Source organism: uncultured Phyllobacterium sp. (genome assembly GCF_902479695.1).
GTDB lineage: Bacteria > Pseudomonadota > Alphaproteobacteria > Rhizobiales > Rhizobiaceae > Phyllobacterium > Phyllobacterium calauticae.
The window spans coordinates 17,339-38,003 of the sequence record NZ_CABSQF010000043.1 but is presented as its reverse complement, the minus strand read 5'-3'; the positions used below and the strand labels follow the sequence as shown (position 1 = coordinate 38,003).

The window sequence follows — 20,665 nt, the reverse complement described above, 5'->3', positions numbered from 1 at the left end:
ACGCTGACCATTCCGATCTACAGCGGCGGCCGTACACCGGCGCTTGTCCGTCAGGCCAAGGAAACCGCCGCACAGCGCCGGATCGAAGTGGATGTGACCCGCGACAGCGTGCGTCAGGCGATTGCCAAGGCATGGTCGCAGCTGGAAGCCGCCAAGGCATCCATTGTTGCCCAGAAAGCCGTGATCTCGGCTGCCCAGCTCGCCTTGAACGGCGTCATCGAGGAACGCAAGGTTGGTCAGCGCACCACGCTTGATGTCTTGAACCAGCAGGCTCAGGTTTTGTCCGGGCAGATTGCCTTGGCTCAGGCTGAACATGACAGTGTTGTCACAAGCTACGCCGTTCTGCTTGCGGTCGGCCGCCTGCTGCCGGAACAGATCGGCCTGCAGGTCGCCCAGTACAAGCCGGAAGAGCATTACGACGCCGTCAAGGACAAGTGGTTCGGATTGCGCACGCCGGACGGCCGCTAGGCCTCGAACCTGTTGTTGGAACTATTCCCATGCCGCCGGTGTCATCACGCCGGCGGCATTTTCACGAGCGGATGGCCGGTTGCGTGCCGTTCCAGAAAAGTCTGTGGGTTAGGCCGTATTCTCCGCCGCAGGGATTCTCAAAGACAATGTAAGCCTCTACACTGAATGCAGATTCGTTGCTCGGCAGCGAAACAAGATGTAGTAGGCGAGAGTATCATGGCACAATCCTCCAGCGTGGCGCGTGAACCTTCTATGGAAGAGATTCTCGCCTCGATCCGTCGTATCATTGAAGAGAGTGATACAACGCGGACAGAGGCTGGTATGCCGACGCCGGTCAATTCCGATGTTCCAGTTCCTGCCAGCGCAATCCGGACGCCGCTTCACCCCTATGATGCAAGCGAGGAGGAGGCGGAATTGCCGCCGCGCGAAGGCATTGCCGTTTCGCATCCGCTGCCGCACGCCTACGAAGCGCCATTGGGCAGGCCGTTCTCGCCGCTGCAGTCCAAGCTTGTCGAGCGCGAAGCGGTCGTAACGCCGCCGGAGCCTCAGCCGGAGGTATTGAAGGCCCCGGTTGCCCCCGAGCCCGTCATTGACGAACCGGCGGATTATGCCGTGCCGGAGCCCGAGGCTTTTGCAGCGCCTGAACCTTTGATTGAAATTCAAACGCCTGTTGTCCCCGTGCCGCCGCAGGTACCGGTTGTCGAACGGGAGGCTCAGGCCGAAGCATTGGATCCGGCGCCGGAAGTCGAACCGGTTGCACCGGCACCTGAAGCATCCGAGGCTGCCATCGGCGACGAGGTTTCTCTCGATCTCGAGCGTGCGCTGGAGCCGATCCTGTCGGAGGCGACGGAACGTCAGGTCAGTGCCGCGTTTGACGATCTTTCCTTTGCCGTTCAGCATGAGCAGCGCCGGTCCTTCGATGACATCGCGCAGGAAATCATGCGGCCCTTGCTGCAGGACTGGCTTGACAACAATCTTCCCAATCTGGTCGAGCGGCTGGTGCGTGAGGAAATCGAGCGCGTGGCGCGGGGCGCCAAGCGCTGATTTCAATCGTTTGCATAACGTCGCGGACACATTGGCAAGGCTGGTCCTTGCGATAACGGCAATGCGCGACCCGTCATTCGCCAAGTCATCATTGACTTATGTCCAGCCATTCGGTTTACACCGTAGCTAACCTTTTTCCGCAAAAATGACGGACTATTCGCATGCTTGAGAAGACCTATGATGCCGCGGCCATAGAGCCGAAGATCGCAGAACGCTGGGATGATGCTGGCGCATTCAAGGCTGGAGCCGGTTCGAAGCCCGGCGCGGATCCCTTCGCCATCGTCATTCCGCCGCCGAACGTGACCGGTTCGCTGCACATGGGCCATGCGCTGAACAACACGATTCAGGACATTCTCGTGCGCTTCGAGCGTATGCGCGGCAAGAACGTGCTGTGGCAGCCGGGCATGGACCACGCGGGCATTGCGACACAGATGGTCGTCGAGCGCCAGCTGATGGAGCGCCAGCAGCCGGGCCGCCGTGCCATGGGCCGCGAGAAGTTCGTGGAGCGGGTGTGGGAATGGAAATCCGAGTCCGGCGGCATCATTGCCGGCCAGTTGAAGCGTCTGGGCGCGTCCTGCGACTGGTCGCGCGAACGCTTCACCATGGACGAGGGGCTGTCGAAGGCGGTTCTGGAAGTTTTCGTAACGCTCTACAAGCAGGGGCTGATCTACAAGGACAAGCGGCTGGTCAATTGGGATCCGAAGCTGCTGACCGCAATTTCAGACATTGAAGTCGAGCAGCGCGAAATCAAGGGCCATCTCTGGCATTTCCGCTATCCGCTCGAGAACGTGGCTTTCGATCCGGAAAACCCGCACACCTACATCGTGGTTGCGACCACCCGGCCGGAAACCATGCTGGGCGATACGGGCGTTGCCGTTAATCCGGCCGATGAGCGCTATCATGCCGTCCTCGATAATAATGTCCTGCTGCCGCTGGTTGGCCGTCTCATCCCCATCGTTGCGGATGATTACGCTGATCCGGAAGCCGGGTCTGGCGCGGTCAAGATCACACCCGCGCATGACTTCAACGATGCGGAAGTCGGCAAGCGCAACGATCTGCGGCAGATCAATATTCTCAATACCGACGCCTCGATCTTCTTGAAGGATAACAACGACTTCCTCGAAGGATTGGAGAAATCGAGTCATCTCGATCAGCTGATTCATGCGCTCGATGGCAAGGATCGCTTTGCTGCGCGCAAGCTGATTGTCGCGATGATGGAAGAGGGCGGCTATCTCGAAAAGATAGAAGATCACACGCATATGGTCCCGCATGGCGACCGCGGTGACGTGCCGATCGAGCCTTATCTCACGGACCAGTGGTATGTGAACGCGGCGGAACTGGCCAAACCAGCCATTGCCAGCGTGCGCGAAGGCCGCACCAATTTTGTGCCGAAGAACTGGGAAAAGACCTATTTCGAGTGGATGGAAAACATCCAGCCCTGGACGATCTCGCGCCAGCTCTGGTGGGGGCATCAGATTCCGGCGTGGTATGGCCCGGATGGCCAGGTCTTCGTTGAAAGGACTGAGGAAGAAGCGCTCAGCGCCGCGATTCAGCATTATCTGGCGCATGAGGGGCCGATGAAGGCCCATGTGCAGAACCTGCTCGAAGACCTGAAACCCGGCGATATTCTCACGCGCGACGAAGACGTGCTCGACACCTGGTTCTCGTCGGCGCTGTGGCCGTTCTCGACGCTGGGCTGGCCGGACAAGACACCGGAGCTTGCCACCTATTATCAGACCGATGTGCTGGTCACCGGTTTTGACATCATCTTCTTCTGGGTCGCCCGCATGATGATGATGGGCCTGCATTTCATGAACGAGGAGCCGTTCCACACCGTCTATGTCCACGCGCTGGTGCGCGACAAGAACGGCGCCAAGATGTCGAAGTCGAAAGGCAACGTCATTGATCCCCTGGATCTGATCGACGAATATGGCGCCGATGCCCTGCGGTTCACGCTTGCCATCATGGCGGCACAGGGCCGCGACGTGAAGCTCGATCCGAGCCGCATTGCCGGATATCGCAATTTCGGGACAAAGCTCTGGAATTCGACACGTTTCGCCGAGATGAACGGCGTTGCGCGCAATCCGGCTTTCCGGCCGCAGGACGCAAAGCTCACGGTCAACCGCTGGATATTGACGGAGCTGACCAATGCGGTGCGCGACGTCACCGACGGCATCACGAGCTATCGCTTCAACGAAGCCGCCGGTGCGGCATACCGGTTCGTCTGGAACCAGTTCTGCGACTGGTACATTGAATTGCTGAAGCCGGTGTTCAATGGCGAGGATGCGGAAGCCAAGGCGGAAGCACAGGCCTGCGCCGCCTATGTCCTCGATGAAATCTACAAGCTGCTGCATCCGTTCATGCCGTTCATGACGGAAGAGCTCTGGGCGCATACGGCCGGCGAGGGACAAATGCGCGATACCTTGCTCTGCCATGCTGGCTGGCCGGAGCCGGATTTCCTCGACGGGGAAGCCGCCGCGGATATCAACTGGCTGATCGATCTGGTGACGGGCATCCGTTCGGTCCGGGCGGAAATGAATGTTCCTGCCTCTGCCACGGCGCCGCTGGTGGTCGTCGGGGCGCGTGACGTGACCAAGGAGCGATTGGTGCGCCATGAAGCTTCGATCAAATGGCGCGCGCGTGTCGAAACGATCGAGCTCGCCGATGAAGCCCCCAAGGGCTCGGCGCAGTTTGTTATCGGTGAGGCGACGGCATGCCTGCCGCTTGGCAGCCTGATCGACGTGAAGGCGGAAGTTGCCCGCCTTGGCAAGGAAGCCGGGAAAATCAACGAGGAAATCGACAAGATCGGCAAGAAGCTTGGCAATGAAAAATTTGTTGCCAATGCAAAGCCGGAAATTGTCGAGGCGGAGCGTGAACGGCTGGTCGAGCTGCAGGCATCCATCGAAAAGATTACAACGGCTATACGCCGCGTCAGCGAAGCCGGCTGATCAAACTAATCATTTTGGGCTAATTGATTCTCAATTTGATTGAATTATTCCGTGCTCCCCTTGAATGACGGGGGAGCACACCCCATTTTCGACAGTCCTTCGCCCCAATTCGGTCATTTTTGGCCGCCGTTGCATTTGAGCAACATTGCCGTTTTTTTGCTGAAAATCAGCTGTTTCCGGCCTCAGGCAAGGGGCTGCCGCTGAAAAAATCAGGGAAACCCTGGCGAAAAATCACGAAATTTCGATGTTTTGAAAATTTGTGCTTCGACCCTGTTCACAAGCCCTCTCGCAAACAAGTTGCACGATTCGCCCGCTTTGTTACCTATTACGTATTGGTAACAATTTTGCTGGACTTTGATCGCGGGTTCAGAGGTTTTCAGGTCTCGGGGAGGACTTAATGACTAAGACTATTTCCACAATCATCGGCAGCGCGCTTCTTTTGACAAGTGTTGCTACTGCTGCACAGGCCGGGGGTCTTGAGCGCGGTGGTTACAATTGGGACCTTCTTTTCAGCGAAGAGCGTTTTGTGACCGAAGGTGGCGTGATTTACGTTATGCCTGATCGGAAGATCAAGAATGCCAAGGACACCAATCCTCTCGATGGAAATGAGAACTTCAAGAAGTCCTCGACGAGCGAGACACCTGATTATTCCGTCTACAAATTTGGCGCGAAGGTCGGCATCACGCCTGATCTGGACTGCCTGGGCTCCTACAGCCAGCCTTGGGGTGTTCATACGAAGCCCGGTTCCAATTGGGCCGGCGACAACCAGAACATTGAAACCAAGATTTCATCGGATGACTGGGGCCTGACCTGCTCCTACAAGTTCCATGTTACGGACAAGGGCTCGCTGCGTTTCATCGGTGGCGTTTCCTATCAGGAACTCGAAGGCTTCAAGACACGCATGGTCAACGGCTTTGTTCCGTTGCTGACACACGGTGCGCTCGATGGCACCGGCAGGCTGAACCTGAGCGCGGACGGCGTCGGCTGGCGCGTTGGTGCCGCTTATGAAATCCCTGAAATCGCCTTCCGTGCCAGCCTTATGTACAATGCGGCTGTTGACCTCGGCGAAATCGGCGGCACGCTCGATCTGACCCAGCTGCCCAAAACGCCTACGAACCCGCTTTCCGGCCGGATCACGGACGTTTATGGCACTGCCGAAATGCCACAGTCCGTCGAATTCAAGCTTCAGACCGGTATTGCGCCGAACTGGCTGGCCTATGGCTCGGTCAAGTGGGTCGACTGGAGCGTTCTCGACGTTATCGCCTTCTGCCCCACCGCAACCAAGGGCAAGGTTGCCTGCGGAGCATCGTCTCCGGTCCGCGCAACGTCGCTTGACCTGATGTTCCAGGACGGCTGGACGGTTACAGGTGGTGTTGGTCACAAGTTCAACGATCAGTGGAGCGGTCAGCTGCAGGTCAGCTGGGACAAGGGCACGACAACCGGCCTGACCACGCAGACAGACACCTACCTTCTGTCCGGCGGTCTCGCATACTCGCCGAACAAGAATGTTGAACTTCGTTTGGGCGGCGCTATCGGCATCCTCAAGTCCGGATCCTACGGCCCGACGAAGTGCACAGGCAACCAGCCTTGTGGTGTGGATGCTTCCTATGACTTCGGCAACGATCTCGTCACCGCCGTATCGCTTTCCGGCAAGATGAAATTCTGATCCGACCAGGATCGAACAGAAAAGCCCGGTATTCGTACCGGGCTTTTTCAGTATTTGGACGTTGGTTTATTGTGCACTGCAATGCCGGCAATCCGAAAGTAAGAGTTTCTCCATTACGTTTTGTGACGATTCAGCAACACTTCTGAGCGATGATTTGCAAGGCGGAGGCAAGGGGCAATTTTGCCCATTTTGCGCCACAAACCCGGAGCACCTCGATAGGGCGGCGACCGATAAGTGGTTGAAGAAATGTCGTGCAATGGTGCCGATGTTCCGCCCGGGGCAATGATGGACGCAAAACCGATCTTACTGGCTTACACCAACAGCCTTTATGCGATGTCGGAACTGACGCGCTGCCCCGACGATTCCATTTTTGCAGGCACATCCCATTCCCTGGTATCTGGCCGTACTATTGCCGGAAAGCGGTCAAACGATCGCTGGAATGATGCGTCATATTCATCGTCAACAACATCCGCAGCGCAAACGATATGCGCTCAAAAAGGGGTGGCAGGCGGCGTTTTCGCCGGTGTCGCCGTCAATCGTGTCCTGACAGGGGGTGCCGGGCGCAGCAAGGCTGCGACGCATCCGGTCCGGGCAAAGGAAGTGTATTGCCATGCTCATTGTTGATCGCTTCGCCGCTCCGTTTTTCGGGATCGGGCTTGCTTTGAGTGTCATGACGCTGCCCTGCCACGCGTTCGACACCAGCAATGAGATGAACGAGGATTCCAGTCCTTTCGCCCTCTTCAAGTTCGGATTTTCCGCCTACAAGAAGGGCGACAAGGATGAAGCCGTCAAGGCGTTGAGGTTTGCCGCGGAAAAGGGCCATCAGGGCGCCAACTGGAAGCTCGGCCGCATGTATGCGGAAGGCGACGGCGTCAAGGAAGATGATTACGAAGCCTACAAGATGTTCGAGCAGGTTGTGCACGAGGGCGCCGAACAGGGTACGCAGAACGAGAGTTATGTTGCCGATGCGCTCGTGGCCCTTGCCGGTTATGTGAAACGCGGCATCCCGAACTCACCGATCAAGTCCAATCCGAGCGCCGCGCGCGATCTCTATCTGCAGGCCGCTTCGAATTTCGGCGACTCCGATGCACAGTTCGAACTTGGCAAGATGCTGATGAAGGGTGAGGGCGGCCAGCCGAATCCCAATCAGGCGGCGCGATGGTTCCGCCTTTCGGCCCAGAAGGGCCATGCCGGTGCGCAGGCCATGCTGGGCAATCTTCTGTTCCAGGCCGGAAAGACCGTGCGCGGGCTGGCCATGATGACCGCCGCATTCGAGCGGGCATCCAAACAGGATCGCGTCTGGATCGGCGATATTCAGGAACAGGCGTTTTCCATTGCCAACGAGGCCGACCGCCGGACGGCCATCGTGCTTGCCGAAGACATCATCAAAACCGGCGATTTCTGATCGAGAAGAGCCAGTCTTGCCTGATCCGAGAGGGACTTCAGCCGCAAATCATGCCAAGGCGATTGCCACAGGCACGTGATCCGACGGCTTTTCCCAGGCGCGGACATGTTTTTCGATGCTGGCGGAGGTGAGACGATTGGCGGCCTCCGGCGACAGCATCAGGTAGTCGATGCGGATGCCATTGTTCTTCTGCCAGGCTCCGGCCTGATAATCCCAGAATGTATATGTCCCCGCCTCATCCGTGACGGCACGGGTCGCATCGGTGAAGCCGAGGTTTTCCAGCCGGCGCAGTGCCTGGCGCGATTCCGGCTGGAACAGCGCGTCATTCAGCCATGCTTCGGGGTGTTTGGCGTCCTTCGGCTGGGCAATGACATTGTAGTCGCCCGCCAGGACAAGCGGTTCTTCCAGGGCAAGCCGGTCTTCCGCCCAGCGCTCCAGACGCTCCATCCAGCGCAGCTTGTAGGGAAATTTTTCCGTATCGATGGGATTGCCGTTGGGCAGATACAGCGAAACAACGCGGATGGCGCCGGTTTCCGTCGAAAATACCGCTTCGATGAAGCGCGACTGCTCGTCGGTATCCTCGCCGGGCAGGCCGCGGATTACTTCGTCCGGGCTCTTCTTCGACAGGATGGCAACGCCATTGAAGCCCTTCTGGCCGTGGGTTTCGACGTGATAGCCGAGGGCTTCGATCTCGGCTCGCGGAAATTGCTCGTCGACGGACTTGATTTCCTGCAGGCAGACGATGTCCGGATTGGATTCCCGCAGCCACGCTGTCAGAACTTCGATCCGCGCTTTCACACCATTGATGTTCCAGGTGACAATTTTCATGGGAAACAACGACTTTGCTGAGTTTTGATTGCGCGAAATCTGAAACGCCGGATCAGACGGAAAAACTGGTTCCGCAGCCGCAGGACGAGGTGGCGTTGGGATTGCGGATCTGGAAAGACTGTCCCATCAGGTCATCGACAAAGTCGATTTCGGAGCCGCCGATATAGGGCAGGGATATCGAATCGATCAGCACCTTTGCACCGAGTTTCTCGATGACGATGTCATCGGCGTCCTGTGCATCGACCAGATCATATTTGTAGGAAAAGCCCGAGCAGCCGCCGCCTTCGACGGAAATGCGCAGGGCGGTCTTCTCAGGATCGGACTTCAGAATTGCCGAAATGCGCTTGGCAGCAGCATCGGATACGGAAACATTCATTGCATCGCTCATTTCTTCACGCTCCAAATGCGAACCAGTTCGCAGCGCACCGGCTTAAGTTGACATTGCCATGTCACACCTTGCCATTCATCATACACCATAGCTAAGAATTGGCGACCGCGAAGTCAACGACCGGCGCGGCCGCAAAGTGGGAAGGCATTCAATTCAATCATGTCGATGCAGGGAATTGGCTTCGGATACAGGGAGAGGGCGCCCTATGCCTGCGATCCGCAACGCAGTCGCGGCCGCCTCGTGCCGGAAAACGAGAGTCCGACACGCACGGTTTTCCAGCGTGATCGCGACCGCATCATCCATTCCACCGCCTTTCGGCGCCTGAAGCACAAGACACAGGTGTTCATCGCCCATGAGGGGGATCACTACCGCACCCGGCTGACCCACACGATCGAAGTGGCGCAGATTGCCCGGGCATTGGCACGGTCGATGCGGCTCGATGAAGATCTGGCCGAGGCGATTGCCCTGGTGCACGACTTCGGTCACACGCCGTTCGGCCATACGGGCGAAGATGCGCTCAACGAAAAAATGAAGGCGTTTGGCGGGTTCGATCACAATGCCCAGTCATTGCGTATCGTGACCAGCCTTGAAAGGCGCTATGCGGAGTTCGACGGGCTGAACCTGACCTGGGAGACGCTTGAAGGACTGGTGAAGCACAACGGTCCGCTGACGGGAGCGGATGGGCAGGGACTGAAGCACCCCGTGCCGGCCGCCATTGTCGAGTATAACAGCCAATATGACCTCGAACTGAGCCGTTATGCCTCGCTTGAGGCGCAGTGCGCGGCAATTGCCGATGATATCGCCTACAACGCGCATGATATTGACGATGGCCTGCGTTCAGGGCTGCTGTCGCTGGAGGCATTGGAGGAGGTTCCGCTGACGGGCGACATCCTGCGCGCAGTGCGGCAGAAATATCCTGTTCTCGATGATGTCCGTACATCGCACGAGATCGTGCGGCGGCAGATCACCATCATGGTCGAAGACGTTATCCGCACGGCCCAAACCAATATCGAAGCGCTGCAACCGCAATGCGTGGACGATATTCACAATGCCGGACGCATGCTGATCGGGTTTTCCGCTGCCATGCGTGACAAGGAAAAACGGCTGAAATCATTCCTTTACAAGAATCTCTATTTCCACGAGAGCGTCATCCGCATCAGAAAGTCCGCCGATCAGATCGTGCGCGATTTGTTCGATGCCTATATGGCTGACGAGCAGACGATGCCGGAAGGCTGGCGCGAGGGGCCGAAACACGACGGTTTGGCGCCGCGCGCACGGCTTGTGGCGGATTTTCTGGCGGGCATGACCGACACTTATGCTGTGCGCGAGCATCGCCGCTTGTTTGACCATACGCCCGAATTGGCTTAAGCGAAGGGCCAATCGCGGTCACACGACCGCACCAACGTGAAAAACCCGATCGAGTATAACGTCATGAACATCTTCGCCGATTTCGATGCGCGGATTAAAAAAGCCCTGCAAGCGCTTGAATTGAAAACCATTGATGGCGCCGATGTGGATCTGTCCCGCGTTGGCGTCGAGCCGCCGCGCGATCCGAGCCACGGTGATATCGCAACGAATGCCGCGATGGTTCTGTCGAAAGCCGTTGGCCAAAACCCGCGCGAACTGGCGATCCGGATCGGCGACGCGCTGAAAAATGACCCGGATGTCGGCTCTGTTGACGTTGCCGGACCGGGTTTTATCAACCTGCGCTTGAAGGATACGTACTGGCACGGGCAACTGGCCGGCATGCTGGGCGCCGGTCTCGACTATGGCCGGTCGAAGCTGGGCTATGGCCATAGGGTCAATGTCGAGTTCGTTTCAGCCAATCCGACCGGGCCGATGCATGTGGGGCATTGCCGGGGCGCCGTTGTCGGCGATGCCTTGGCCAATCTCCTGTCCTTCGCCGGTTACGACGTGACCAAGGAATATTACATCAACGATGCGGGCGCGCAGATCGATGTGCTCGCCAATTCGGTGATGCTGCGTTACCGCGAAGCGCTGGGTGAACATATCGGCGAGATTCCGGCTGGCCTTTATCCCGGCGACTATCTTGTTCCGGTCGGGCAGGCGCTTGCCGCCGATTACGGTACGAAACTTCTGGCAATGCCGGAAGAGGAAGCGACCGCGATCATCAAGGACCGGACCATCGATGCCATGATGGTGATGATCCGCGACGATCTTGCCTCGCTCAACGTGCATCACGATGTGTTTTTCTCCGAGCGGACGCTGCATGCGGACAACGCCAAGCAGATCAGGTCGGCGATCAATGACCTGACGCTGAAGGGACATGTGTACAAGGGCAAGCTGCCGCCGCCCAAGGGCCAGCTGCCGGAGGACTGGGAAGATCGCGAGCAGACCCTGTTCCGTTCGACCGATGTGGGTGATGATATCGACCGGCCATTGGTGAAGTCCGACGGACAGTTCACCTATTTTGCCGCCGACGTTGCCTATTTCAAGGACAAGTACGACCGGCACTTCGATGAGATGATCTATGTGCTCGGGGCCGATCATGGCGGGTACGTCAAGCGGCTTGAATCGCTGGCACGCGCTGTTTCCGGCGGTACGGCCAAGCTGACGGTTCTCATCTGTCAGCTCGTCAAGCTCTATCGCAATGGCGAGCCGGTGCGCATGTCGAAACGCTCGGGCGAGTTCGTCACCCTGCGCGATGTGGTGGAAGAAGTCGGGCGCGATCCCGTCCGGTTCATGATGCTGTACCGGAAGAATGACGCGCCGCTGGATTTCGACTTCGCCAAGGTCACCGAACATTCCAAGGACAATCCGGTCTTCTACGTCCAGTATGCCTCCGCGCGGTGCCATTCCGTGTTCCGGCAGGCGATCGAACAGCTTGGGCTGGGTGAAGAATCACTGGCGGCCAGTGCCCAGCACTTCGGTTTGCTGACGGACGAAAGCGAAATTGCGCTCATCCGCAAGCTTGCCGAATATCCGCGTTTAATTGAAACGGCGGCCGTCCATCAGGAGCCGCACCGCCTTGCTTTCTACCTCTACGACCTGGCAAGTTCGCTGCACGCGCAGTGGAATAAGGGGACCGAAAACGCGGACTTACGTTTTATTAAGGTTAACGATCCAAACTTGTCCCAAGCCAGGCTAGGGCTGGTGCAGGTTGTTTCTAAGGTTTTGGCGTCCGGATTGTCTATCATTGGTGCGGACGCCCCAACCGAAATGCGCTGAAAGGCGCGGAAATCCTGTCAACTTTTGCCCACATTGCGCTGGTATGGCCAATGCGTGACGTCTTTTGACGTCCATAGTTGAGAGTACAGGATTAACGCCATGGCGGACAACTATCTTCAGCGTTCTCACCGGCAGGATGATTCGCGATTCGGTAATGACGACCCTCTGATGGAGCTTTCCCGTATCATGGGAACGCCTGTCGAAGAGGAACACGCGGCAACCGGATCGGGCGAGGATCTTGCTATGGATCTGGAGCGCGAGCTCATGGGCGATTTTGAGGAGCATCCTCAGCGTGCCGCCCCGGCGGCAGCCCCGGAGCCCGTGCACAGTCATGCTGAGCCGGATCGGTTTGCTCACTTCGATCTTCAGGATGCGGTGGAACGGGAATTGATGTCGAATGCGGATTATGCGCATGCCGCAGCCGAGCCCGTCGCGATCTATGAGGAACCCGACTACGCCGATTACGAGCCGGACGCCGTTTATGCCGACGGCGAAACGGGCGAGGGGCGCGATGGGCACGAGCCTGTCAGCTTTGTACCCGAACCGGCGCAGACGGAACGCGCTGTCGTTGCGGCGCCGTCCTTAAGCCTTGAAGATGAACTTGAGACGCTTCTTGCTGGTGCGGCGAAGCCTGTGGTTCAGCGCTCGGCAAACGCTTCCTGGGGTTATGGTTCGCAAGCGCCGGTCATCGGCCGTACGGAAGCTGCTCCCATTATCAGCCGCGCAACCTCCTATGCGCCGTCGGTCACCCAGCCGGTTGCCGAGGCGAAGCCGGCCTATGTGCCGGAACCTGCGGCCTATCAGGCCGCGCCTGTCCCGGCTTCGGCTGCTTACGCGCCGGCTCCGGTGCACGAAGAGGCGGCAGCGGTCCAGGGCGATCCGCTTGAGGATTTCGACACGGAAGAACTGATGGCCGCCTTCGACGATTTCGAAGTGCCGCTGGATGTGGAAGACGAAGCTGTTCCGGCGCACGCGCTTGAAGCAGAGCTGCCCCGTTACCAGAGCCCCGCGCATTCCTATGCGGCCGTTCGCGAGCCGGAGCTTGCTCCCGTTGCGCCGTTGGCTGCTGCAGAAACCCACCATCTGCCGGAGCCGCAGGATTTGAGCGGCTATGCGGATGAGCTGGATCGTGCGGCCTCGTCAATCTCCTCTGCGCCCGATGTTCACACCGTGGCAGTCACCGAGAACCGGGTCGAGTACACGGAGTCGCTCGATCTGCCTGAAGTGCACTACGAAGACGATGTTCCGCAGCACAATGGCCTGGGCGAGCTTGAAACCGAATTTGCCGAAGTCTTCGGCTCGATCGAGGCGGATGATACCCGTGCGGCCTATACGGCACCGCAGGAGGAGCCGCAGCAGCCGGCACCGGCCGCGAAGGACGAATATGCCGATATTTTTGCCGATGTCTTCGGCAATGAGGCTGAGCAGGGACATTATACCCCGGCAAACTATGCGGCTGCCGGAGCCGGTGTCGCCGCAGCGGCGGCTGTCGGAGTAGCTGCTGCCAGCGCGCATCAGTCCCGCCCGGTTGCCAGCAGCTACAGCAACGGTCCTGAAGACGACATGGATTTTGGCTACGATCCAAAACGCGACGATGTCGGCATGGCTGCAACGACCTATGCCCAGCCGATGAGCCGCAAACGCAGCTTCGTTGTACCGGGTGCCGTAGCGGCAGCCGTTCTTCTCGCCGTTTCTGGTGCCGTTGCCTATAAATGGACCAGCGGATCGGGTGGCGCGCCTGTGGTGATCATGGCCGACAAAACCCCGATCAAGGTTCAGCCGGAAAGCGCGGCGAACACGACTGCGCCTGTCCAGGACAAGATCGTTTATGAAAAGGGTGCGACGGCGGATACATCGCCGCCAAAGCAGCAGCAGCTTGTCACGACCCAGGAAAAACCGGTCGATCTGACTGCCGATACGGATGAGGATATTGCCGGGACCAAGGCCGAGGAGAGGGTCGATCCCGCCGCTGCGAACATGGCTTCGAGCGAGGAGCAGGCCCAGCCGAACGGCGCCATCGCACCGCGCAAGGTTCAGACCATGGTGGTGAAGCCCGATGGTACCATGGTAGCCGCCATTCCGCAGGCTGCCGATCCCGTCGCCTCGGGTCCTGCCGCCGCGCCCATGGCGCGTCCCGCCCCGGCGGCCCCGGCACCGGTCAGCGCGATGCCCGACGGCAACGATCAGATCGGCTCGCTTGCGGCAGCCAGCAATCCTGCAACGCCAAAACCGGCGGTTGAGCCCCTGGTTGCCAAGCCGCAGGCTCCGGCAACCGGCAAGCTGCCGGCCAAGGCGGTCGAAACCAAGAAGATCACGGCAGAGACGGTTGCCTCCGTTGCGCCGAAGAATGTCCCGATTGTCGACTCCCGTCCGGCCGATCAGCCCTTGAACGTTGTTGATCGCGTCGCGCCGCAAAAGCCGGCCGGTCAGCCGCAGCAGCAGGTTGCTTCTGCCGTGGCACCGGGCACCTATCTGATCCAGGTTGCTTCGCAGCCGACGGCGGAAGGCGCGCAGAAGACCTATGCTTCGCTCGCCCAGCGCTATCCCGGCGTGATCGCCGGTCGCGGTGTCGATATCAAGCAGGCCGAGATTGCCGGCAAGGGTACATTCTACCGTGTTCGTATCCCGGCCGGTACAAAGGACGCTGCCGTCAATCTGTGCACCAAGTTCAAGTCGGCGGGCGGCAGCTGCTTCGTGACGCAGTAAGCCCGCCACATAACCAGACAAAGGCGGCCAATGGCCGCCTTTTCCTTTTTTGCATCACCGCAGTAGACTTTACCCATGAGCGAATCAAAAGCATGGATTGCCGGCACGTCCGGTCTGAAACTGACCCCCGACGAAATCGCGTTCTTCCGCGATGAACGCCCGTGGGGTTTTATCTTGTTTGCCCGCAATGTCAGCGAAGCGGCACAGGTCGAGGATCTGACGGCGCATCTGCGCGATCTGGTGCGGCGCGACGAAGCCCCGGTGCTGATCGATCAGGAAGGCGGGCGGGTGCAGCGTCTGCGGCCGCCGCTGGCGCCCAATTATCCCGCCGGATCGGCGCTGGGTGCCCTGTTCAAGCAGGACGAGGAGGCGGGATTGCGCGCGGCCTGGCTGCTTTCGCGCCTTCATGCGTTCGATCTCATGAAACTCGGCATCAATGTCGATTGTCTTCCGGTTCTCGATGTTCCGGTTGAAGGCGCCAACGAGGTCATCGGCAGCCGTGCCTACGGCAAGCATCCGGAAATCGTCACGGCGATGGGCAGGGCTGCGGCCGAAGGTCTTCTGGCGGGCGGCATGCTGCCTGTGATGAAGCACATTCCCGGCCATGGCCGCGCATTTGCCGACACCCATCACGAATTGCCGACCGTGACAACGCCGCTCGACGAATTGGCGGAACACGACTTTGCCCCGTTCCAGGCTCTTAAGCATCTGCCCATGGCGATGAGCGCCCATGTCATCTTCTCGGCCATCGACCCGAAGCATCCGGCAACGACATCCGGCAAGGTTGTGGAAGAGATCATTCGCGGCCATATCGGCTTTGACGGGCTGCTGATGAGCGATGACGTGTCGATGAACGCACTTTCTGGGGATTATTTTGACCGGACCAAAGCAATCTTTGCGGCGGGCCTCGATATCGTGCTTCACTGCCACGGCATTATGGAACAGATGACGGCGGTTGCTTCCTGCACACCCGAGCTGAACGGCAAGGCGCTGGAGCGGGCACAGCGGGCAATCCAATATGCGAGAAAGCCGGATGCTTCGGATGAAGCGGAAATCCGGGAAGAATTCCAGCGTTTCTTCGAAGCGGTGGCATAGAAGCGAGAGAGAGTTGACGGCGACGGAACAGAAAACGAATGGCAAGACCACGGCACCCATGGAGGCGCTGTGGGAAAGTGCATCCGATCGCGGTGTCAGCGAGCCATCGCTTCTGATCGACATCAAGGGTTTTGAAGGCCCTCTCGATCTGCTTCTGCATCTGGCGCGCAACCAGCGGGTCGATCTGGCCCGCATTTCCGTGCTTGCCCTTGTCGAGCAGTATCTGATCTTCATCCGCCAGGCTCAAGCGCTGCGGCTGGAGCTTGCTGCCGACTATCTGGTCATGGCGGCTTGGCTGACCTACCTCAAGTCCAAGCTGCTGATCCCGAAGACCCCCGGCGATGAGGGCGAGAGCGGCGAGGAGCTGGCGGCGACGCTGCAATTCCGCTTGAAGCGGCTGGAAGCCATGCGCGATGCGGCCACGAAGCTGGTCAACCGCAATCGCCTTGGCCGCGATGTCTTTGCCCGCGGCATGCCCGAAGCCGTCATTGTCGATCAGACCAACATCTATTCGGCAACGCTGTACGAACTCCTGACCGCCTATGCCTCGCAACGGCAGAAGCAGGCGGTTTCCCATGTGCAGATCGCGCGCCGCAGCGTCTGGTCACTGAAGGAAGCACGTACCATTCTCATGCGCCTTGTCGGCGAGATGAAAGACTGGACCGCATTGGATCAATACCTCCTCGACTTCATCGCGTCGCCCAGCGAGCGCGCCACCGTGCTTGCCAGCTCCTTTGCCGCCAGCCTTGAAATGGTGCGGGAAGGGCATATGGAAATCCAGCAGACCGGTGCGTTCAAGCCGATTTTCCTGCGGGATCGTCCGCCAAGGCCGGCCGAAAAGACGGATCAACCGCCGCTGACAACGATGAGGGACGTGGTCAATGGCTGAAACCGGTCCTCTGCATATCCAGCCCGACAACGATGAAAGCGACAACCGCGAGGCGGACTGGAAATCGACGATCTCCGTATCCGATGCGTTGCGCATGGCCGAGGCCATCCTGTTTGCCTCAGCCGAGCCGGTGACGGTGAGGGCGCTGGAGGAGCGGCTGCCGTCCGGGATCGACGTTCCGGCGCTGCTCGGCGAGTTGCAGTCGGTGTATTCCAAGCGCGGCATCAATCTCCTGCAGGTTGGCGGCGCATGGGCCTTCCGCACCGCAGCCGATCTTGCCTTCCTGATGAACCGCGAGGCGGTGCAGCAGAAGAAGCTTTCGCGCGCCGCACTCGAAGTGCTCGCCGTCATTGCCTATCACCAGCCGGTGACGCGGGCGGAGCTTGAAGATATTCGCGGTGTGGAGACGTCAAAGGGCACGCTGGATGTGCTGATGGAGACGGGCTGGATCAAGTTCCGCGGGCGCCGGCGCACGCCGGGGCGACCGATCACCTATGGCACGACATCCTCGTTCCTCGATCATTTCGGCCTGCAGGAAGTGCGTGATCTGCCGGGGATCGACGAATTGCGCGGCGCCGGACTGTTGTCCGCGCGCATGCCCGCCAATTTCGCCATTCCCATCCCGGTCAATGATCCCGATGAATTGACCGAAGACGAAGATCCGTTGACCGATATCGATCTGGAAGAACTTGGACTTTTGACGCCGCGTGTGGAACACGATTGAATTTTTATTTGCCATATTTGTGCGCAATGGTGGCGCAGACGATGCCGGTTCGGAAAATTCGTGCTGAAGATTTCAATTCGCACTTGCGCCGAACTTACATGAATGTGAAACAACAATATGCACTTGTGTTTGAAAAGCACGGGGAAAAGGCATAGATGAGCTCAAACTGTTGAGCGAATGCGAGGGTAAAATGGGTAGTTTTTCAATCTGGCACTGGCTGATCGTATTGGCGATCGTGCTTCTGGTTTTTGGTCGCGGCAAGATTCCCGAACTGATGGGCGACGTTGCCAAGGGTATCAAGAACTTCAAGAGCGGCATGGCCGATGATGATGCGGCTGACAATTCCAAGACGATCGATAATCAGCCGAACCAGCCGGTGAATTCCGTCAAGGAAAAGACAACGAAGTCCTGAGCGGCTTGATTTAGTTTTTTCCTGCGCGGGGCTTTGCTGTCTCGCTGCGGCCGGAGCATGATGAATGTTTGATGTTGGTTGGTCGGAAATCCTGGTGATCGTGATCGTTGTGATCGTGGTGGTCGGGCCAAAAGATTTGCCGAAAATGCTGCGCGCCTTTGGCAAGGCGACGGCCAAATTTCGCGCGACTGCGGGTGAATTCCGGCGTCAATTCGATGAAGCCCTCAAAGAGGCCGAGCTCGATGACGTGCGCGATATCATCAACGATGCCAAAAGCCTCGATCCGCGCAACGATATCCGCAAGGTTTTCGATCCCGTCCGCACGATTGGCGAGGAAATCCGCTCAAGCCTGAAGGATGGCGGTACGGCCGGCAAAGACAACATTGCCGTGCCCGATCCCTCCGCTCCCGGCGCGACGCAGCTGCAGCCGCAGACGATGGAGCCCGTCGCTCCGCTGATGACGGCCGCGGCGCCAAAGAAAACCCGCCGGGCCAGCAAGCCCAAGGCTGCGGCTGAGACGCCGGCTTCCGCCGCTGTATCCGGGAAGGCGGCACCAGCCAAGGCAACGGCCAAGGCCGCTGCGCCTGCCAAAGTTGCGGCCAAGTCATCTGCCGCCAAAACACCGGCAGAAGCGCCTGCACAGACTGCACCAGCAAAACGAACGGCCAAGCCGCGTGCCAAGGCCAAAGCTGGCGATACGGGGACAAAATCTTGAGCAAGACCGACGACGACATTGATAAGAGCTCGGCCCCGCTGATCGAACACCTCATCGAATTGCGCCGCCGGCTGATCTGGGCATTGGTGGCGTTTTTCGTGGCTTTCCTGATCTGCTTCCATTTTGGCCGGCAGTTGTTCAATGTTCTGGTCATCCCGTATCAGTGGGCCGTGTCCTGGGCTGGCTTTGATCCGGCAAAGGCGCAATTGATCTATACGGCGCCGCAGGAGTTTTTCTTCACGCAGGTCAAGATCGCCATGTTCGGCGGCATTGTTCTGGCCTTTCCCGTCATTGCCTCGCAGATTTACAAGTTTGTCGCGCCGGGTCTGTACAAGAATGAACGGATGGCATTTCTGCCATTCCTGATCGCGTCGCCGGTGCTGTTCCTGATGGGCGGCGCACTGGTGTTCTTCTTTTTCACCCCCATGGTGATGTGGTTCTTCCTTGCCATGCAGCAGACAGGCGGCGCTGGCGAAGTGCAGATTTCGCTTCTGCCCAAGGTTTCGGAATATCTGAGCCTGATCATGACGCTGATTTTCGCGTTTGGCCTGGTGTTCCAGTTGCCGGTGGTGACATCGCTGCTCGCGCGGGTTGGGCTTGTCAGCTATGAAGGCCTGCGCTCGAAGCGCAAATACGCCATCGTCATTGCCTTTATCGTCGCGGCGGTGATCACACCGCCGGACCCCCTCAGCCAAATCGGTCTTGCACTCCCGACGATCCTTCTCTACGAGGTTTCCATCTGGATGGCGCGTCTGATCGAGAAAAAGCGTGAGGCAGCTAAAGCCGAAGCACAATCAGGGTCCAGCGATAGCGATATCTCGTCCTGACGCAGCTCCAGCTTTCGCCGGACAATCACGTCCTCAATCCAACGAACACTTCAAGACGGCTTTATTACCATGCTCGACATCAAATGGATCCGCGAGAATCCTCAGGCGCTTGACGCAGCTTTGGCGAAACGGAGCGTCGAGCCGCAATCGTCCCGCCTGATCGAGCTGGATGAGAAGCGTCGTCAGCATATTGCCAAACTGCAGGACGCGCAGGAACGCCGCAACGCCGCCTCCAAGGAGATCGGCAAGGCCATGGGCGCCAAGGACCAGGCCACGGCTGACCGTCTGAAGGCCGAAGTCGCCGAAATCAAGGTCTTCCTGCAGAGTGCTGAAGAAGAAGAGCGCCAGCTCGACCGTGCGTTGAATGATGCGCTGGCCGTGCTTCCCAATCTTCCCCTCGACAGTGTCCCGGTCGGCAAGGACGAGGGCGGCAACGTCGAGACGCGCCGCGTCGGTCATCTCAAGAACTTCTCCTTTGAACCCAAGGAGCATTTCGAGATCGGCGAAAACCTTGGCTACATGGATTTCGAGCGTGCAGCAAAGCTGTCCGGCAGCCGGTTTACCGTTCTGAAGAGCCAGCTGGCGCGGCTGGAGCGTGCTCTCGGCCAGTTCATGATCGATCTGCACACGACCGAGCATGGCTATACCGAGGTCAATCCGCCGCTTCTGGTCAATGCGGATGTGCTTTATGGCACCGGCCAGCTGCCGAAGTTCGAAGAGGATCTCTTCAAGACAACCGATGGCCGCTATCTCATTCCAACGGCCGAGGTGCCGCTGACCAATCTGGTGCGCGAAGAAATCCTCGACATTCGCGATTTGCCGATCCGGATGACGGCGCTGACAGCCTGCTTCCGCTCCGAGGCCGGTTCGGCCGGCCGCGACACGCGCGGCATGCTGCGCCAGCACCAGTTCATGAAGGTCGAGCTGGTGTCGGTGACCGATGCCGAAAGCTCCATTGCCGAGCACGAGCGCATGACCGCCTGCGCCGAGGAAGTGCTGAAGCGCCTCGACCTGTCGTTCCGCACGATGACGCTGTGCACGGGCGACATGGGCTTTGGCGCGCAGAAGACCTACGATCTGGAAGTCTGGCTTCCCGGCCAGAAGGCCTATCGTGAAATCTCCAGCTGCTCCGTCTGCGGTGATTTCCAGGCACGCCGCATGAATGCGCGTTACCGGCCGGAAGGGGAGAAATCGACGCGTTTCGTCCACACGCTCAACGGTTCCGGTACCGCAGTCGGGCGTGCACTGATTGCTGTTGTCGAAAATTATCAGAACGAGGACGGCAGTGTCACAGTTCCTGAAGCACTTGTGCCATACATGGGTGGACTGAAACGAATCGAAAAAGCTGCATAGGAGCGGGC

The 20,665-nt window shown here is 58.9% G+C and carries 18 protein-coding genes; 16 read left to right on the top strand and 2 right to left on the bottom strand.

All coding sequences use genetic code 11. The features are described from left to right. The 6 genes from RDL77_RS20330 to RDL77_RS20305 form a co-directional block, all read left to right on the top strand. Positions 1-468, top strand: a 468-nt coding sequence (locus RDL77_RS20330; protein ID WP_288194490.1) for a TolC family protein, incomplete at its 5' end; no start/stop codon positions are given. A gap of 216 nt (positions 469-684) precedes the next feature. After that, a complete protein-coding gene (locus RDL77_RS20325; protein WP_288194489.1) occupies positions 685-1,512 on the top strand; it encodes a PopZ family protein in 828 nt (275 codons plus the stop codon). Positions 1,513-1,673: 161 nt separating this feature from the next. Continuing rightward, on the top strand, positions 1,674-4,460 hold the full coding sequence (locus tag RDL77_RS20320) for a valine--tRNA ligase (RefSeq protein ID WP_288194488.1): 2,787 nt from the start codon (positions 1,674-1,676) through the stop codon (positions 4,458-4,460). 397 nt (positions 4,461-4,857) lie between these two features. Next, on the top strand, positions 4,858-6,126 hold the full coding sequence (locus RDL77_RS20315) for an OmpP1/FadL family transporter (protein WP_288194487.1): 1,269 nt from the start codon (positions 4,858-4,860) through the stop codon (positions 6,124-6,126). Between the two features lie 234 nt (positions 6,127-6,360). Beyond that, positions 6,361-6,750, top strand: a complete 390-nt coding sequence (locus RDL77_RS20310) for a hypothetical protein (RefSeq protein ID WP_288194486.1) — start codon at positions 6,361-6,363, stop codon at positions 6,748-6,750. Then, on the top strand, positions 6,737-7,531 hold the full coding sequence (locus RDL77_RS20305) for a tetratricopeptide repeat protein (protein ID WP_223613154.1): 795 nt from the start codon (positions 6,737-6,739) through the stop codon (positions 7,529-7,531). Before RDL77_RS20310 ends, RDL77_RS20305 begins: the two co-directional genes overlap by 14 nt. 48 nt (positions 7,532-7,579) lie before the next feature. Here RDL77_RS20305 and xth read toward each other — a convergent pair whose 3' ends face one another. Together xth and erpA are read right to left on the bottom strand one after the other, a co-directional pair. Further along, the gene (xth, locus tag RDL77_RS20300) at positions 7,580-8,359 is read right to left on the bottom strand and encodes an exodeoxyribonuclease III (RefSeq protein WP_223613155.1); all 780 of its coding nucleotides are present in this window, start codon (positions 8,357-8,359) and stop codon (positions 7,580-7,582) included. Between the two features lie 52 nt (positions 8,360-8,411). Next, positions 8,412-8,747 carry an iron-sulfur cluster insertion protein ErpA gene (gene erpA, locus RDL77_RS20295; protein WP_162800193.1) on the bottom strand — a complete coding sequence of 112 codons (336 nt, stop codon included), beginning with the start codon at positions 8,745-8,747 and terminating at the stop codon, positions 8,412-8,414. Between the two features lie 159 nt (positions 8,748-8,906). Here erpA and RDL77_RS20290 point away from each other — a divergent pair, with 159 nt between their 5' ends. The 10 genes from RDL77_RS20290 (at position 8,907) to serS (ending at position 20,657) form a co-directional block, all read left to right on the top strand. Further along, on the top strand, positions 8,907-10,115 hold the full coding sequence (locus RDL77_RS20290) for a deoxyguanosinetriphosphate triphosphohydrolase (RefSeq protein ID WP_288194485.1): 1,209 nt from the start codon (positions 8,907-8,909) through the stop codon (positions 10,113-10,115). A gap of 63 nt (positions 10,116-10,178) precedes the next feature. Next, on the top strand, positions 10,179-11,936 hold the full coding sequence (argS, locus tag RDL77_RS20285) for an arginine--tRNA ligase (protein ID WP_288194484.1): 1,758 nt from the start codon (positions 10,179-10,181) through the stop codon (positions 11,934-11,936). Positions 11,937-12,035: 99 nt separating this feature from the next. Then, positions 12,036-14,642, top strand: a complete 2,607-nt coding sequence (locus RDL77_RS20280; protein ID WP_288194483.1) for an SPOR domain-containing protein — start codon at positions 12,036-12,038, stop codon at positions 14,640-14,642. A gap of 75 nt (positions 14,643-14,717) precedes the next feature. Next, positions 14,718-15,737 carry a beta-N-acetylhexosaminidase gene (gene nagZ, locus RDL77_RS20275; protein WP_288194482.1) on the top strand — a complete coding sequence of 340 codons (1,020 nt, stop codon included), beginning with the start codon at positions 14,718-14,720 and terminating at the stop codon, positions 15,735-15,737. Positions 15,738-15,795: 58 nt separating this feature from the next. Next, complete coding sequence (locus RDL77_RS20270) at positions 15,796-16,626, top strand: ScpA family protein (protein ID WP_288194491.1); 831 nt, start codon at positions 15,796-15,798, stop codon at positions 16,624-16,626. Beyond that, positions 16,619-17,350, top strand: coding sequence for an SMC-Scp complex subunit ScpB (gene scpB / locus RDL77_RS20265; protein ID WP_223613160.1), 732 nt, complete (start codon positions 16,619-16,621; stop codon positions 17,348-17,350). The genes RDL77_RS20270 and scpB overlap by 8 nt, the downstream gene beginning before the upstream one ends. A 190-nt stretch (positions 17,351-17,540) precedes the next feature. Beyond that, positions 17,541-17,762 (top strand): twin-arginine translocase TatA/TatE family subunit, encoded by a 222-nt coding sequence (locus RDL77_RS20260; RefSeq protein WP_223613161.1) that lies wholly within the window; start codon positions 17,541-17,543, stop codon positions 17,760-17,762. A 64-nt stretch (positions 17,763-17,826) separates the two neighbouring features. Next, on the top strand, positions 17,827-18,477 hold the full coding sequence (tatB, locus tag RDL77_RS20255; protein ID WP_288194481.1) for a Sec-independent protein translocase protein TatB: 651 nt from the start codon (positions 17,827-17,829) through the stop codon (positions 18,475-18,477). Then, positions 18,474-19,304 (top strand): twin-arginine translocase subunit TatC, encoded by an 831-nt coding sequence (gene tatC, locus RDL77_RS20250; RefSeq protein WP_288194480.1) that lies wholly within the window; start codon positions 18,474-18,476, stop codon positions 19,302-19,304. Before tatB ends, tatC begins: the two co-directional genes overlap by 4 nt. Before the next feature lie 69 nt (positions 19,305-19,373). Next, entirely contained in the window at positions 19,374-20,657 is a 1,284-nt protein-coding gene (serS, locus tag RDL77_RS20245; RefSeq protein ID WP_223613163.1) for a serine--tRNA ligase, read from the top strand. Positions 20,658-20,665 lie beyond the last annotated feature (8 nt).

What these genes read in the sequence shown, in the direction of transcription:
- RDL77_RS20325 (WP_288194489.1), top strand. Translation starts at nt 685, where the DNA reads ATGGCACAATCCTCCAGCGTGGCGCGTGAACCTTCTATGGAAGAGATT.
- RDL77_RS20320 (WP_288194488.1), top strand. Translation starts at nt 1,674, where the DNA reads ATGCTTGAGAAGACCTATGATGCCGCGGCCATAGAGCCGAAGATCGCA.
- RDL77_RS20315 (WP_288194487.1), top strand. Translation starts at nt 4,858, where the DNA reads ATGACTAAGACTATTTCCACAATCATCGGCAGCGCGCTTCTTTTGACA.
- RDL77_RS20305 (WP_223613154.1), top strand. Translation starts at nt 6,737, where the DNA reads ATGCTCATTGTTGATCGCTTCGCCGCTCCGTTTTTCGGGATCGGGCTT.
- xth (WP_223613155.1), bottom strand. Translation starts at nt 8,359, where the DNA reads ATGAAAATTGTCACCTGGAACATCAATGGTGTGAAAGCGCGGATCGAA.
- erpA (WP_162800193.1), bottom strand. Translation starts at nt 8,747, where the DNA reads ATGAGCGATGCAATGAATGTTTCCGTATCCGATGCTGCTGCCAAGCGC.
- RDL77_RS20290 (WP_288194485.1), top strand. Translation starts at nt 8,907, where the DNA reads ATGTCGATGCAGGGAATTGGCTTCGGATACAGGGAGAGGGCGCCCTAT.
- argS (WP_288194484.1), top strand. Translation starts at nt 10,179, where the DNA reads ATGAACATCTTCGCCGATTTCGATGCGCGGATTAAAAAAGCCCTGCAA.
- RDL77_RS20280 (WP_288194483.1), top strand. Translation starts at nt 12,036, where the DNA reads ATGGCGGACAACTATCTTCAGCGTTCTCACCGGCAGGATGATTCGCGA.
- nagZ (WP_288194482.1), top strand. Translation starts at nt 14,718, where the DNA reads ATGAGCGAATCAAAAGCATGGATTGCCGGCACGTCCGGTCTGAAACTG.
- RDL77_RS20270 (WP_288194491.1), top strand. Translation starts at nt 15,796, where the DNA reads ATGGAGGCGCTGTGGGAAAGTGCATCCGATCGCGGTGTCAGCGAGCCA.
- scpB (WP_223613160.1), top strand. Translation starts at nt 16,619, where the DNA reads ATGGCTGAAACCGGTCCTCTGCATATCCAGCCCGACAACGATGAAAGC.
- RDL77_RS20260 (WP_223613161.1), top strand. Translation starts at nt 17,541, where the DNA reads ATGGGTAGTTTTTCAATCTGGCACTGGCTGATCGTATTGGCGATCGTG.
- tatB (WP_288194481.1), top strand. Translation starts at nt 17,827, where the DNA reads ATGTTTGATGTTGGTTGGTCGGAAATCCTGGTGATCGTGATCGTTGTG.
- serS (WP_223613163.1), top strand. Translation starts at nt 19,374, where the DNA reads ATGCTCGACATCAAATGGATCCGCGAGAATCCTCAGGCGCTTGACGCA.